Source organism: Streptomyces sp. NPDC001315, assembly GCF_042896175.1.
GTDB lineage: Bacteria > Actinomycetota > Actinomycetes > Streptomycetales > Streptomycetaceae > Streptomyces.
The window spans coordinates 91,242-105,632 of record NZ_JBIAWZ010000006.1 but is presented as its reverse complement, the minus strand read 5'-3'; the positions used below and the strand labels follow the sequence as shown (position 1 = coordinate 105,632).

Annotated in this window: 9 protein-coding genes and 2 pseudogenes; 8 read left to right on the top strand and 3 right to left on the bottom strand. The window is 72.4% G+C overall.

Annotated features, from left to right (window positions below):
- Window positions 1-269: 269 nt before the first annotated feature.
- Window positions 270-2,693 (bottom strand): SpoIIE family protein phosphatase, encoded by a 2,424-nt coding sequence (locus tag ACFY16_RS19110; RefSeq protein WP_390648291.1) that lies wholly within the window; start codon window positions 2,691-2,693, stop codon window positions 270-272.
- A 999-nt stretch (window positions 2,694-3,692) separates the two neighbouring features.
- Here ACFY16_RS19110 and ACFY16_RS19105 point away from each other — a divergent pair.
- Both ACFY16_RS19105 and ACFY16_RS19100 read left to right on the top strand, forming a co-directional pair.
- The gene (locus ACFY16_RS19105; RefSeq protein WP_390648290.1) at window positions 3,693-4,148 is read left to right on the top strand and encodes an RpiB/LacA/LacB family sugar-phosphate isomerase; all 456 of its coding nucleotides are present in this window, start codon (window positions 3,693-3,695) and stop codon (window positions 4,146-4,148) included.
- A 429-nt stretch (window positions 4,149-4,577) separates the two neighbouring features.
- A complete protein-coding gene (locus ACFY16_RS19100; RefSeq protein WP_390648289.1) occupies window positions 4,578-5,462 on the top strand; it encodes a fructosamine kinase family protein in 885 nt (294 codons plus the stop codon).
- An 87-nt stretch (window positions 5,463-5,549) separates the two neighbouring features.
- On the opposite strand, the gene ACFY16_RS19095 is transcribed toward ACFY16_RS19100, so the two are convergent.
- On the bottom strand, window positions 5,550-5,915 hold the full coding sequence (locus ACFY16_RS19095) for a DUF6479 family protein (RefSeq protein ID WP_390648288.1): 366 nt from the start codon (window positions 5,913-5,915) through the stop codon (window positions 5,550-5,552).
- A gap of 100 nt (window positions 5,916-6,015) precedes the next feature.
- Between ACFY16_RS19095 and ACFY16_RS19090 the strand changes: the two genes are divergently transcribed.
- Window positions 6,016-6,390 carry a four-helix bundle copper-binding protein gene (locus ACFY16_RS19090; protein WP_390648287.1) on the top strand — a complete coding sequence of 125 codons (375 nt, stop codon included), beginning with the start codon at window positions 6,016-6,018 and terminating at the stop codon, window positions 6,388-6,390.
- A 156-nt stretch (window positions 6,391-6,546) separates the two neighbouring features.
- Complete coding sequence (locus ACFY16_RS19085) at window positions 6,547-7,725, top strand: acyl-CoA dehydrogenase family protein (protein ID WP_390648286.1); 1,179 nt, start codon at window positions 6,547-6,549, stop codon at window positions 7,723-7,725.
- Between the two features lie 125 nt (window positions 7,726-7,850).
- Here the strand turns inward: ACFY16_RS19085 and ACFY16_RS19080 are convergent, their stop codons facing one another.
- Window positions 7,851-9,593, bottom strand: coding sequence for an FUSC family protein (locus ACFY16_RS19080; protein ID WP_390648285.1), 1,743 nt, complete (start codon window positions 9,591-9,593; stop codon window positions 7,851-7,853).
- Between ACFY16_RS19080 and ACFY16_RS19075 the strand changes: the two are divergent.
- From ACFY16_RS19075 to ACFY16_RS19060, 4 genes and pseudogenes are all read left to right on the top strand, one after another.
- Window positions 9,475-10,099: pseudogene (locus ACFY16_RS19075) on the top strand (AAA family ATPase); the annotation flags it as partial. The gene ACFY16_RS19080 and the pseudogene ACFY16_RS19075 overlap by 119 nt on opposite strands.
- A gap of 5 nt (window positions 10,100-10,104) precedes the next feature.
- A pseudogene (locus ACFY16_RS19070) lies at window positions 10,105-10,455 on the top strand (oxygenase MpaB family protein); the annotation flags it as partial.
- Window positions 10,456-10,512: 57 nt separating this feature from the next.
- Window positions 10,513-12,750, top strand: a complete 2,238-nt coding sequence (locus tag ACFY16_RS19065; RefSeq protein WP_390648284.1) for a tetratricopeptide repeat protein — start codon at window positions 10,513-10,515, stop codon at window positions 12,748-12,750.
- A 52-nt stretch (window positions 12,751-12,802) separates the two neighbouring features.
- The gene (locus ACFY16_RS19060; protein WP_390648283.1) at window positions 12,803-14,371 is read left to right on the top strand and encodes a phytoene desaturase family protein; all 1,569 of its coding nucleotides are present in this window, start codon (window positions 12,803-12,805) and stop codon (window positions 14,369-14,371) included.
- Window positions 14,372-14,391: the final 20 nt, after the last annotated feature.

Here is a 14,391-nt window from a genome sequence, read left to right as displayed (position 1 = left end):
GGTACTGATGCTGACGTGCTGCCGACTTCGGTGACGATGGGCCAGGTGCCGGCAGCAGCTCGTTCGTACAGTGGCGCAAGGTCTCGTGGAGGCAGTATCGACCTTGCGGCCGCGAAGGTCACGTGCGGGGCCCACGGTCTGTGCGGGTACGTCGCGCCAGGCGACACCGGCCCGCAGCACAAGCAGCACACTCCCTGGCGAGGCGCCGGTACAGCGGTGATCTCGGGCGTTGCCCGAAGCGGCGAGGTGTCCGGACAGGAAAGCGTGATTCATGCCCGCCGTCCACCGGTCCCGGGCACCCGTGCGGGAAGGGGCTGCTCCGTCCAGATGACCTTGCCGGTGCCGGTGTACCGCGTCCCCCAGCGCTCGGTGAGCTGGGCGACCAGCATGAGGCCACGTCCGCCCTCGTCGAAGATGCGGGCCCGGCGCAGGTGTGGGGAGGTGCTGCTGCCGTCGGAGACCTCACAGATCAGCGTCCGTTCCTTGATCAGCCGGAGCTGAATCGGCCCGCCGCCGTAGCGGATGGCGTTGGTCACCAGTTCGCTGACCACGAGTTCGGTGACGAAGGACAGCTCGTCCAGCTCCCAGGCGTGGAGTTGGGCGATCGCCTGAGAGCGGGCACCTGCGACGACGGCCGGATCGCCGGAAAGGTCCCAGACGGCGACGTGCCTGCTGTCCAGGGCACGCGTACGGGCGATGAGCAGCGCGGCGTCGTCGGTGGGCCGCTCGTCGAGCATCGCTTTGAACACCTTGTCGCAGGTGGTCTCCAACGACGAGTCGACGGCGCCGGCGAGGGCATCGCGCAGGGCATGCAGGCCGGCGTCGACATCACGATGGCGTGCCTCGATCAGGCCGTCGGTGTACAGCGCGAGGAGACTGCCTTCGGGAAGCTTGCGGTGGACGCACTCGTACGGCATGCCGCCCACGCCGAGCGGCGGGCCGGTGGGCAGTTCGACGAAGTCCACTCGGCCGTCAGGGCGCACCAGTGCGGGCCAGAGGTGGCCCGCACTGGCGAGCGAGCACTTGCGGGAGATGGGGTCGTAGACGGCGTAGAGGCAGGTGGCTCCGAGTTCTCCGAAGCTCGCCTCTGCTCCGGAGTCGGGCCCGGAGCTGAGCCGGACGACAAGGTCGTCCAGGTGGGCGAGAAGCTCGTCCGGGGTCAGATCGACATCGGCGAGGGTGCCTACGGCGGTGCGAAGGCGCCCCATGGCGGCCGAGGCGGCGATGCCGTGCCCGACCACATCGCCGACGACGAGGGCGACGCGGGCGCCGGAAAGCGGGATCACGTCGAACCAGTCACCGCCTACGCCGATCTTCGAGTCCGCCGGCAGGTAACGGCCGGCTACGTCGACGGCTGCCTGCTCGAGAATCCCCTGCGGCAGCAGGCTGTGCTGCAGAGCCAGTGCCGTCGTGTGCTCGCGCGTGTAACGGCGGGCGTTGTCGATGCAGACCGCGGCACGCCCCGCCAGTTCCTCGGCGATCTTCACGTCCTCGTGTCCGTACGGCGGGGCGGAGGGGCCGAGACGGGTGAAGAGGACGACGCCGAGGTTGGTGCCGCGGGCGCGCAGCGGCACCGCGATCAGCGAGTGCGCGCGGTGCCGGCTCACCCAGGCGGCCCGGTCGGGGTCGTGGGCCAGCCAGCGGGTGATCTCGGGATCCCCGATCTGGTGCACGGTGCCGTGACCGGTGGCCAGGCAGCGGGCCACCGGCGAGAACTCCGGGTAGCGGGCCGGCTCGCCGACTGCGACGGCAGGCTTCACACCGGAGCGGAAGGCTGCGCGCCGAAGCAGCAGAGGCCCGTCGACGGCGATCAGCGGGGGCTCGTCGCCACGCAGCACGGCGTCAAAGAGATCGACGGAGGCGAAGTCCGCGAGGGCGGGCACGGCCACGTCGGTCAGTTCCTGAGCGGTGCGGCTCACGTTCAGGCTGCTGCCGATGGTCCTGCTGGCCTCGTTGAGCAGCGCCAGGCGCTCGCGGGCCGCGTACTGGTCGGAGAAGTCCAGGGCGGCCAGCTGCACGCCCTGTACCAGCCCGTGGGAGTCCTTGAGCGGGCTGAAGTGGATGATCCAGGCGTGTGCTTGCGGCTCTCCCGGGACTTTGACGTAGTTCTCGATCTGCTCGGGCTCGCCGGTCTCCAGCACGCGATCGACGGATCGCTCGGGAGCCCGGAAGGCCGGCTCGGGCATGTGCTCCGTGATCCGTAGCCCCCGAAGCTCTCGCTCCGAAGCGGCGAGCTGCCTGGTCATGGGCTCGTTGACCCGTAGGAATCGGCCCTCGGTGTCGTAGATCGCCAGGGAGAACGGAGACTGGTCGAACGACCAGCGCATGAGCGGGTCCACGTCGGGCTCCGCCTCCTCCCGCACCGGGACGCCCTCCAGCAACCAACAGGCCCGACCGCCACCCGTGGGCAGCGGACGCGCCCGCAACCGGCACTGCACCGTGTTGCCGTCCCGGTGGCGGAGTGACACCTGCCCCGTCCAGCCCTCCTGCCGATCGAACCGCTCACCGGCAGCCGCGGGGAGGTCCGATGCGAGTAGCTCTGCCACAGGTCGCCCGACGACTTCGGCGGCGGAGTGCCCGAGCAATTGCTCCGCCCCGGAGCTCCAGCAGGTCAGCGCACCGTCCGGAGCGGCCACTGCCAGAGCCCAAGCGGCGGAGAAAGAGTCACCAGGGCAACGCTCCGGTGGGTCCATGGTCGATCATCTCGCTTTCGGGTTCCCTGCTGATTCAAGGATCGCTCGGTCCTGGCTCCAGTTCCCGTCAAGTGATCGCGGACGTGGACGGCGCCGCCGCACGGTCGCCCCAAGGGGTCTCAGGGCCTGGGCGTGGCCACACAGCCGTGGATGGCCTTGAAGATGCTGAAGTTGGCGATGGCGGCCATGGCGGCTGCCGCGATGTGAATGACGCAGGTCATCGGCGGGCGTGCGGCGGGTTGCGGCCGACAGTGACGACCGGACGGGCTACGGCCCGCCCCCGGGGCCGCTCCGGCGTGATGCACGGCGTGGTTCAAGGCCGGTGCTTCCGCTCGGGATGTTGCCGAGTGTGCTCGGGTGGCCCATGCCCCTGCCGGGAGACGTTGTTCGGGAACTGCCGCGTATGCGGAAGGCCACAGCACGCTGTGGCCCCAACAAGGCACCACTTCGCCGGCGGTCAAGGTCGCGGTGACGAGGTCCGCGGACGGTTGGGCCAGGGCCTCCGCTCGGGGCGCGCGCAGCAGCACCAGGTCGGCCGGCGCCCCGGCGCGACCCGTCGGGGTACTCCGCCGGGAGCGTCGGGAGAGCCCAGGTAGGCGTCGAGTGCCCGAGGTGCGGTGAGCCGTTCAGCTGTGCCGACGACCCGTCCGGACCGGGTGCGGCGACGCACCGCCGCGTCGATCACCGCCCACGGCTCGACAGGCCCGTACGGTCCGTCACTTGACAGGGCGATCGGAACCGCGCCGTCGACCAAAGACTGTGTCGTCGCCGTTGTCGGCGTACGGCGCACCCCCGAGTCCGCCCGGCACTGAGGGCCGACGGGCGGTGCCGGCCCGGTCGGTGCGGCCAGCTCACGCGGGACGGTGAACTCGCTCCCGGCCGGGCCGTTTCCGTTGCCGTGGCGGCTATGGCATCCACGGCCTCCCTGGGCGGGCGGCATCCCGGCTCGGGACCCGCCGGGGACCCGCCGGGGAGCCGACGCGTTGTAGGCTCCGGGACATGCGGATCTCCGTTTCCTCGGACATGGACGAACCCGTGGCCCGCTCCCTCGTCGCAGAGTTGCGCCTGCGCGGCCACGACGTGGTGACGCACGGGGCGCTGAGCCCCGGAGACAACCCCCAGTGGGCGGTGTGCTCGGAGGCGGCGGCCAGGGAGGTCGCCGCCGGGACGGCGGACCAGGCCGTGGTGTGCTGCTGGACCGGAACGGGCGCGTCGATCGCCGCGAACAAGGTGCCGGGCGTGCGGGCCGCCCTGTGCGCGGACGCATACACGGCGGACGGCGCGCGCCGCTGGAACGACGCCAATGTGCTGGCACTGAGCCTGCGGCTGACATCCGAACCGCTGCTGAAGGAGATCCTCGACGCCTGGTTCGCGGCCGAGACCGGGGGCGAACCAGAGGACCAAGCGAACGTGGCCCACATCGGGCGGCTGGACTTCGGCCGAGTCGGCCCCTGACTCCTCCTGTGAACCTCGGGAGGCCACGGTCGCCCGGAGGCGGCTCGACCGGCGGTGGGGCGACCAGTGGGGCAGGAGTCGGTCGACCTTGTGGGGCCGCAGTGGGGTCACAGGACAGGCTGGGGCCGGCAGCGCCGAGCCGCGCCTGCTCGGCGTGGGACGGCTGAGGCGACCCACCCGCGGCGGCGACTTCCCTTCCGCGGCCCGTGGTTCGACAGGGCACACGAGCGTGTGCGGACGGCGCATAGGCAGGAGCAGGGGGCGGTGGCCTCGTGCGCCCGGGCAGGGGGTCTCGCCGGGCGCCTACAGGGCGGCGCCACGGCCCTGCGACAGGGATACGGCAGGGCCGAGCCCCACAGTGGGCTGTCCGCCGAGCGGGCGCGGACGTACCCTGTTCGCCGTGCGTATCCGCATCCCCCACCTCCCCGCATGATCCCCCGGTCGACGGCCGGCCGTCGCGAAGGCCCGTGCTCCGTGGCGGCACGGCTCACCGGGCGCCCGGTGACCGGAGAGCGGCGTCGGCTGTCCGGAGCACTCGCCGAAGTCACCCTCGACGACGGACACGTGGTGATGGTCAAGCGCGGCGACGATCCCGGCGCGGTGCGTGCCGAGGCGGCCGGGCTGCGCTGGCTGGCTGAGGCCGGGCCGGTCCGCGTCCCGGCCGTGCACGGTCACGACGAGCGCTGGCTGGTGACCGACCGCGTGCCCATCGGCCGGCCGAGCGCACCGGCGGCCGTCCGGTTCGGCCGCGACCTCGCGGCCCTGCACGCCGCCGGGGCGCCCGCGTTCGGCGCCGCGCCGCCCGGCGGCCCCGAGGACGCGTACATCGGGCTCGCCCCCATGCGCAACGTCCCCGGAGCCGACTGGCCGCACTGGTACGCCGAGCACCGGGTGCTGCCCTACCTGCGCGGCGCGGTCGACAACGGCACCGTGCGCCGGCCCGAGGCGGCCGTCGTCGAGCGGCTCTGTGCCCGGCTGCCCGAGCTGGCGGGCCCCGCGGAGCCGCCCGCCCGGCTGCACGGCGACCTGTGGAACGGCAACGTTTTGTGGGGCGCCGACGAGGAGACCTGGCTGATCGACCCGGCGGCCCACGGAGGACACCGGGAGACCGACCTCGCCATGCTCCAACTGTTCGGCTGCCCACATCTGGACCGCGTGCTGGACGGCTACCAGGAGGTCGCACCGCTCGCCGACGGCTGGGTGAACCGCATCGGGCTGCATCAGCTCTTCCCGTTGCTGGTACACGCGGTGCTGTTCGGCCGCGGTTACGCCGAGCAGGCCCTCGCGGTGGCCCGGGCGGCCCTGACGGGGTGAACCGCGGGCCCGCACGGGGTGAACCGCAGGCCTACTGGGCGGGCCCGCGGTTCACTTGACGGCTCCGGCTTCGGCTCCGGCGCCTTGTCAGTGGCCCCCCAGCCCGCCGCCCCCGAACGACCCGCTGGTGCCCTTGCTCCAGCGTGGCCGTGGCTTGGTCGGGCTCGGACGGGTTCCGAGATTGCCGAATGCGTGCAGTTCGTGCGGCAGCACCCGGGTGGGGCTCTGGGGCATCTCGTCGGGTTCGCGGTTCTCCCGGACCTCACGGACCGCTCCACCCGGCGGCAGGTGCGGCTGTTCCTCGGGGCGCGGCGGAGGCGACTCACGGCGCCGCACGATGGCCCCCCACCAGAAACCGCCGAGCAGGATGGCCACGACCGCCACTCCCGCCAGGAGCGGCCCGAGGCTCAGCCATCCGCTTTGCGCAGCTATCTGCATGGTTGCGGTATTCATGCCCTTCGAGTACCCCTTGCGGTCGAGGGCGAACCGCATGTTCCGGAACAGCCGCCGGAGCGCGGGGTTTGGCGCCGTCCGGCGCGGCTACCCGCAGGGTGTGGCATCGACGAGATCCCAACAGGAACTGTTCCGCTTCCTGGAGGACCGGTTCGCGTGCGCGCAGGCGTGCACGGAGTGCGCTCGAGCGTGTGCGCTGCGGGCGAGCCTGGCGGATCCCGGCGGAACCGAGGGGCAGGAACTCGTACGGCGCAAGGGGATCATGTGCGCGGAGGTGTGCGACGCCACCTGCCGTCTGCTGGCCGAGCAGAACGACGTGGACGAGGCCGGTATCCGCCTCCAGTTGGAGTGGTGCCGGACCGTCTGCCTGGAGTGCGCGCAGGTGTTCGATGGGCAGCCGGGTGCCGAGGGGAGCGCGGAGGCCTGCCGCGCCTGCGCACGGGCCTGTACGGAGTTCATGGCCACGCTGGTCTGACCGTTCGACGGCCTCTCGTGGCGTCTCATGGCCTTCCTGCTCCGGCCGTCGTCGCGCAGGCTCGGGCGCGATTGCCCCGCACTCCCATTCCTAATTTCTGGAACACGTTCTACGGTGTGCGCCGTCAGGACCGGCCAAGGGGAGCCTGGAGGCGCCGTGCACCTCGATCACACGCCCGAACAGCAGCGGCTGCGCACGGAACTGCGCGCCTACTTCGCCGAGCTGGTGCCCGACAGCGCCCACACCCGGCACGGTGATCCCGCCGCCCAGAAGCGGTTCTACCGCGACACCATCCGCAGGCTCGGCGCGGACGGGTGGCTCGGTGTGGGCTGGCCGAAGGAGTACGGCGGGCGTGGCCTGACAGCGATGGAGCAGTTCATCTTCTTCGACGAGGCCGCCCAGGCGGGTGTACCGCTGCCGCTGATGGCCCTCAACACGGTCGGCCCGACGATCATGCAGTTTGGCACCGACGAGCAGAAGGCGTGCTTCCTGCCCCGAATCCTCTCCGGCGAGATCGACTTCGCGATCGGCTACAGCGAGCCCGACGCGGGCACGGACCTGGCCGCCCTGCGCACGCGCGCGGTGCGGGAAGGCGACCAGTACGTCGTCAACGGCCAGAAGATCTGGACGACCAACGGCGACACGGCCGACTGGGTGTGGCTCGCCGTGCGCACCGATCCCGACGCCCCGCCCCACAAGGGCATCACCATGCTGCTGATGCCGACCACCGACCCCGGCTACTCCTGCACCCTCATCCACACCCTCGCCGGTCACGACACCACGGCCAGTTACTACGAGAACGTCCGCGTCCCCGTCTCCCGTCGTGTCGGCGCGGAGAACCAGGGCTGGCGGCTGATCACCAACCAGCTCAACCACGAGCGCGTGACCCTCGCCGCGCACGGCACCATGGCCATCCGCGCCCTGCACGACGTCCAGCGCTGGGCGATGGAGACCAAGCTCGCCGACGGCCGCCGCGTCGTCGACCTGCCCTGGGTCCGCCGCCGGCTCGCGCAGACCCACGCCCGGCTCGACGCCCTGAAGCTCCTGAACTGGCAGATGGTGACCGCCGTCCAGAACGGCACCCTCACCCCCCAGGACGCCTCCGCCGTCAAGGTCTACGGCTCCGAGGCCCGCCGGGACGCCTACGCCTGGCTCCTGGAGATCGTCGGGGCCCCGGGCGCACTCCAGGAGGGCTCTGCGGGCGCGGTCCTGCACGGCGAACTGGAACGCGGCTACCGGTCGGCGGTGATCTTCACCTTCGGCGGCGGCAACAACGAGATCCAGCGGGAGATCATCTCCTGGATCGGCCTGGGGATGCCGCGGGTACGGCGCTAGCCTGCTGTGACCACGCATTTTAGTTGTCACATAGGCACGATAATTGTCACCAAGATCGTTCCATGGTCGGACAGGGAGACTGCTTGTCACTCCAGGAGGCGAGGTGCTCCCCGTGGTCGACTTCGTCACCCACCCCGGTGCGCGGGTCCTGATCCGTCACCTTCCGCCGCCACGGCGGCCCGCACCCGCTGCTCCTCGCGAGCAGAGCCGACGTCCCGTTCCAGGGGGGTGCGGCTCACGGCTGTCGCGAGGTCTTCCAAGGCCCGTTTTTGCAGTTCCGCCTCGCGCCGCACGACCGGGCTCCCATTGCCGGCGGCGTCCTCCCACGCGTGGAGCGCCTCCTCCACGCGTCCCCAGTCCGGATTTCTGTGCTCGCGCACGGCGACTGCTGCCTTCGCGGTGTCCGTCGCCAGGGCCTCGGCGAACCGCTCCGCCTCGGGGACGACACGGCTGTCGGCCCGCGGGACGTGGCTCTCCATGAGCATCGCCGCGCGGCCGAACCCCTTGAGCGCCTCCTGCGCCTCCTGCGCCTCGCGCGACGTCAGCCCCCTGGGGCGGACCGGTTCCTGCCTTGCCCGGTCGTATGCCTCCTGCCAGGCGGCACGTGCCTCCCTGCTCGCCAGCAGTGCCCTGCGCATGTCGGCGTGATGCTCCCGGGTCGGTTCGGCGTAGTTGCGGAGCACCGCAGCCGCGTAGCGGCCGTTGGCGGCGAGCCAGTCCGCAAGCCGGCCCGGCAGCCGGGGTGTCTCCCACGCGGGGAACACCACGTACGCCAGCATTGCCAGGGCCCCGCCGAGCAGGGTGAGCACCACCCGCTCCGGGACTGTCTGCTCCCATGCCTGGCCGCCCATGCCGAGCAGGAAGACGACGTACGCGGCGGTGAAGCACTGGGAGTAGGCGTAGCCGGTACGGTGCAGCGTGTACGACAGGCCCGCCGAGACCACCGCCAGCGCGCCGGACACATGGGTGTCCGGGCCCAGGGCCCGCACCATCCCGGTGGCGAGCGCGACCCCCGCCAGGGTCCCGGCGAGACGGGCCACCGCACGCGCGTACGTCCGGTGGAAGTCCGGCCGCATCACCATCACCGAGGCGATGGGCGCCCAGTAGCCGTGGCCCAGTGGGAGCCGGGCGGCGATCAGATAGCCGAGCGTGGCCACCGCCGCCAGGCGGACGGCGTGCCGGAACACGGGCGAGTCCCGGCGGAGCTCACGGCGGACCGCCCGGACGACGACCGGGACCAGCCGGAGCATTGTCGGGCGCACCAGGAACTGGGCGCCGGCGAGGCCGGGCGGCATGGGCGTCCTCCCGCGCGCGCCGCCGCTCCCGGCGATCTCCAACGCCTCGCCGAGCAGTTCCACGAGCTGCTCGGCGGCTTGCCGCGCGGGGCCCTCCAGCACCTCGTGCTTCTCGTCGACGCGCAGGACGTCCATGCTCCCGGGCCGCACCTCGGCGGGCGTGCCGCGGCGGATCGAACGGGCGGCCGCATCCAGAACGTCGGCGGCCGCGTCGAGCAACTCCCGCGCGCGGTCCCGCCCGGGTCCCTCCGCCGGGGCGCCCACGTCCGGGTCGGCGAGCGCGGCGACGACCGGCCGAATGCGCTCGGCGAGTCCCCGGGGGCCGTGCAGGACGGGGGGACGGGTGCGGGCCTGTGACGGCGTCACGGCAGCCGCGTCCCGGGCCGTCATCAACGGCTCCGGGTCGAACGGGGCGGTCGGGTCGTGCCGCAACCGGCGGGCGTAGTCCGCCACGGAGCGCCGGCTGACGGCCGAGGAGGAGCAACTGGCCACCAAACAAGGGCAGAACCGGCTGCTGCGCGAGGTCGTCACCGAGGAGGAGATCGCCGAGATCGTCGCCGCCTGGACCGGCATCCCCGTCGCCCGCCTCCAGGAGGGCGAACGCGAGAAACTGCTGCGCCTCGACGAGATCCTGCGCGAGCGCGTCATCGGCCAGGACGAGGCCGTCAAACTCGTCGCCGACGCCATCATCCGCGCCCGCTCCGGCATCCGCGACCCGCGTCATCGGCTCGTTCATCTTCCTCGGCCCCACCGGCGTCGGGAAGACCGAGCTGGCCAAGACCCTCGCCCGGACTCTGTTCGACTCCGAGGAGAATATGGTCCGCCTCGACATGAGTGAGTACCAGGAGCGGCACACCGTCAGCCGGCTCATGGGCGCACCGCCCGGATACGTCGGCTACGAGGAAGGCGGCCAGCTCACCGAGGCCGTACGCCGCAAGCCGTACTCGGTCGTGCTGTTCGACGAGATCGAGAAGGCGCACACCGATGTCTTCAACACCCTGCTGCAGATCCTCGATGACCGGCGCATCACCGATGCTCAGGGCCGCACCGTCGACTTCCGCAACACCGTGATCATCATGTGCCCGCCTGCTTCGAGAAGGTGCGCCCCGCACTCGCCGCCGGAACCGAGGCACGCACGGTGGACGACTTCCTCCTCCGCCCGCCGACGCACCCCCTCCTCCTTCCGGCGCGCGAGGTGCTGTGGAGGCGCGTGGCACATCTGGCGTACGCCTCCCTGCCGCCGTGCGCCCACGCGTTGTACGGCAGACCGGCTCCGCAACCCGCCACTGTCACCCGCCGGTTGCGTGCCACCGGCACCCTGTTGCGCTGCGTTCCCGCACGTCTGCGCTGGCAACTCCCGCCCAAACACATCCTTCGCGCCATGGCCCGCCTCGGCCCCGGCGCTCGCCCGGCACCGTACAAAGTCGGGCGATAGGTCGCCATACTGGACGAGCCGGGGAAGGACGGGGCGAACGGGGGGCGACCGTACGAGATGGCGGAGACCAGGCTGATCCAGGGCCGGTACCGGCTGCTCGACCTGATCGGGCGCGGTGGCATGGGCGAGGTGTGGCGGGCACGCGACGAGTCCCTCGGCCGGCATGTCGCCGTGAAGTGCCTCAAGCCGATCGGTCCGCCGCACGATCAGTCCTTCACCCGGGTCCTGCGGGAGCGGTTCCGGCGTGAGGCCCGGGTGGCCGCGGCCCTCCAGCACCGCGGGGTGACCGTCGTCCACGACTTCGGTGAGTCCGACGGCGTCCTGTTCCTGGTCATGGAGCTCCTGGAGGGCCGTAACCTCAGCCAGCTCCTCGAGGACAACAAGCATCATCCGCTGCCCGTCGCCGACGTCGTCGAGATCGCCGACCAGGTCGCCGTCGCGCTCGCCTACACGCACCGGCAGGGCATCGTGCACCGCGACCTGAAACCCGCCAACATCGTGCGGCTCACCGACGGCACGGTGAAGATCTGCGACTTCGGCATAGCGCGCCTGGGCCACGACATCGGCTTCACCTCCCGCCTGACCGGCACCGGCATCGCGATGGGCACCCCGCACTACATGTCGCCGGAGCAGATCGGCGGCACCGAGGTCGACCAGCGCAGCGACCTGTACTCCCTCGGCTGCGTGCTGTACGAGATCGCCACCGGGGTACCGCCGTTCGACCTCGACGACGCCTGGGCGATCCTCGTCGGCCACCGCGACACCCCGCCCCGCCCGCCGCGCAGCCACCGCGCCGAGCTGCCCGAGTATCTCGAGCGGATCATCCTGGACCTGCTGGCCAAGGAGCCGCAGCAACGCCCCTACGACGCCCGCGAACTGGGCCGCCGAATCAGCGCGGGCCGCACCGCACCGACGTACGTGCCGACGGTGGTGACGCCCCGGCCGGAGCTGCGCCCGCCCGCGCCGACCGGCCGCGAGCCGCGCCTGCCGTCCTGGACCCGGGGCATGACCACCGGCCACAAGGCGACCGCGGCCGGGCTGCGCAGCACGCCCCCGGACGCCGGAGCCGGACTCTCCGGCGAGTGGATCCCACGCTCCGCCACGAGCCGTCCCCCGCAGCCCCGGCCGGACACACCGCCCGCCCCGGACCCGGAGACCCTCACCGCCCTCGCCGGGCGCCACAACGCCGGGCTCAGCCTGGGCCGCCTGGGCCGCTGGAGCGAGGCCGGCGAGGTGCACCGCGCGGTCGCCGCCGAACGCGAGCACCTCCTCGGCCCCGACCACCCCGACACCCTTGCCAGCCGCTACGAGGTCGCCTTCACCCTGAGCCGCACCGGCCGTGCCGCCGACGCGCTGCGCGAGTACAAACACGTCGCCGCGGCCCGCACCCGGGCGCTGGGCGCCGACCACCCCGACTCGCTCGCCGTACGCCAGGAAATGGCCTACGTACTGGGCCAGCTGGGCCGCCACTTCGACGCGCACCAGGTCTACAACGCGGTGCTCGCCGCCCGGGAGCACACCATGGGCCCCGACCACCCCGACACCCTGCGCTGCCGCCACAACCTCGCCTTCAACCTCAGCAGGCTCGGCCGCCTGGAGGACTCGTACCGCATGGCCTGCGAGGTGGCCGCGGCCCGCGCCCGCGTCCTGGGGCCCGACCACCCCGACACCCTGGTGACCCGCTACGAGGTCGCCTACGCGCTCGGCCAGCTGGGCCGCTGGCCGGAGGCGCTGCAGACGTACCGCGAGGTCGCCGAGGCCCGCGCCCAGGCCCTCGGCCCGGACCACGCCGACACCCTCGCCGCCCGCTACGAGATCGGCATCAGCCTCGGCCGCCTGGGCCGCAGCGCGGAGGCGCTCTCCCTGTACCGGGACCTCGTCGACGACCGCACGCGAGTCCACGGCCCCACCCATCCCGAGACCCTCCGCGCCCGTCACGGTCTGGGCGTCAACCTCGGCCGTCTCGGCCGCTGGGAGGAGGCCCTCGCCGAGTCCCGCGACGTGTGCGCGATCCGCGAGCGTGTCCTGGGCGCGGAGCACCTGGACACCCTGGTCAGCCGGCGCGAGGTCGCCGTCGGCCTGGGCTGGCTGGGTCGCTGGTCGGACGCGCTGGCCGAGTACCGGCGAGTGGCGTCGGCCCGTGAGCGCGTCCTCGGCCCGGAGCACCCCGACACCCTCGCCAGCCGCAACGACGAGGCCCACTGCCTGGAGCAACTCGGCCGGGGCGCGGAGGCGGTCGAGCTGTACCGGAGGGTCGCGGTGCTGCGCCGGCAGCAGGCGCCCGGCGGGCGCTGACCTTGGCGCCCTCCCTCTGGCCGACCTAGATCACCTCGTGTTACCAAGGAACATGCCTGCACACGAGGGACACCGCAGCTACGACGCCGTCATCGTCGGCGGAGGGCACAACGGTCTGGTCGCCGCCGCCTATCTGGCCCGGGCCGGACGGTCCGTGCTGGTGCTGGAGCGACTGGACCACACCGGGGGTGCCGCCGTCTCCAGCCGCCCGTTCGCGGGCGTCGACGCACGGCTGTCGCGTTACTCGTACCTGGTCAGCCTGCTGCCGAAGAAGATCGTGCGCGACCTGGGCCTGGCCTTCCGGGTGCGCGGGCGGACCATCTCCTCGTACACCCCCGTCGAGCGCGACGGACGGCCCACGGGCCTGCTCGTCGGCGGCGGCGAACGGCGCAACCGGGAGGCCTTCGCGCGCCTCACGGGCGGCGCGCGCGAGTACGAGGCCTGGCAGCGCTTCTACGCCATGACAGGCCGGGTCGCCGAACGGGTGTTCCCGACCCTGACCGACCCGCTGCCCACCCGTGCGGAACTGCGCCGCCGGGTCGACGACGAGGACGCCTGGCGGACGCTGTTCGAGCAGCCCCTCGGGGTCGCCGTCGAGGAGTACTTCGCCGACGACCTGGTACGCGGTGTCGTCCTCACCGACGCGCTGATCGGCACCTTCGCCGACGCCCACGACCCCTCGCTGAAGCAGAACCGCTGCTTCCTCTACCACGTGATCGGCGGCGGCACCGGCGCCTGGGACGTACCCGTCGGCGGCATGGGCGCCCTGACCGACGCGCTCGCCGCCGCCGCGCGTCAGGCCGGCGCCGTGCTCGCGACCGGGCACGAAGCGGTACGGATCGACACGGACGGGCGAACCGCGGAGGTGACCTACCGCACAGCGGACGGGGAGGGCGTCGCCGAGGCCCGGCACGTCCTGGTCAACGCCTCCCCGCAGCAGCTCGCCACCCTCACCGGCGACACCCCGCCCGCCGCCGCCGAGGGTGCCCAACTCAAGGTGAACATGCTGCTCAAGCGGCTGCCGAGGCTACGCGACAGTGCGGTCGACCCCCGCGAGGCGTTCGCCGGCACCTTCCACATCGCCGAGGGCTACGAGCAACTGGCCGCGGCCCACGCCCAGGCCGCCGCCGGGGACCTGCCGACCACCCCGCCCTCCGAGATCTACTGCCACTCCCTCACCGACCCGACGATCCTCGGCCCCGAGCTCGTCGAGCGGGGCTACCAGACGCTCACCCTCTTCGGCCTGCACACGCCGGCCCGCCTGTTCGAACGTGACAACGACTCCGTACGCGCGGAGCTGCTGAAGTCGACGCTGGCCCAGCTCGACGGGCACCTCGCCGAACCCCTCGCCGACTGCCTGGCCACCGACGCCGACGGCCGCCCGTGCCTCGAGGCGAAGACCCCGCTGGACCTGGAGCGCGACCTGCGCCTCCCCGGCGGCAACATCTTCCACCGCGAACTCTCCTGGCCGTACGCCCAGGAGGACACCGGCCGCTGGGGCGTGGAGACCCGGCACACCAACGTGCTGCTCTGCGGGGCCGGTGCGGTGCGCGGGGGAGGGGTGAGCGGGGTGCCGGGGCACAACGCGGCGATGGCGGTGCTGGAGGAGGGGGACGGCTGACCGGGCCCTGACACCCGGGC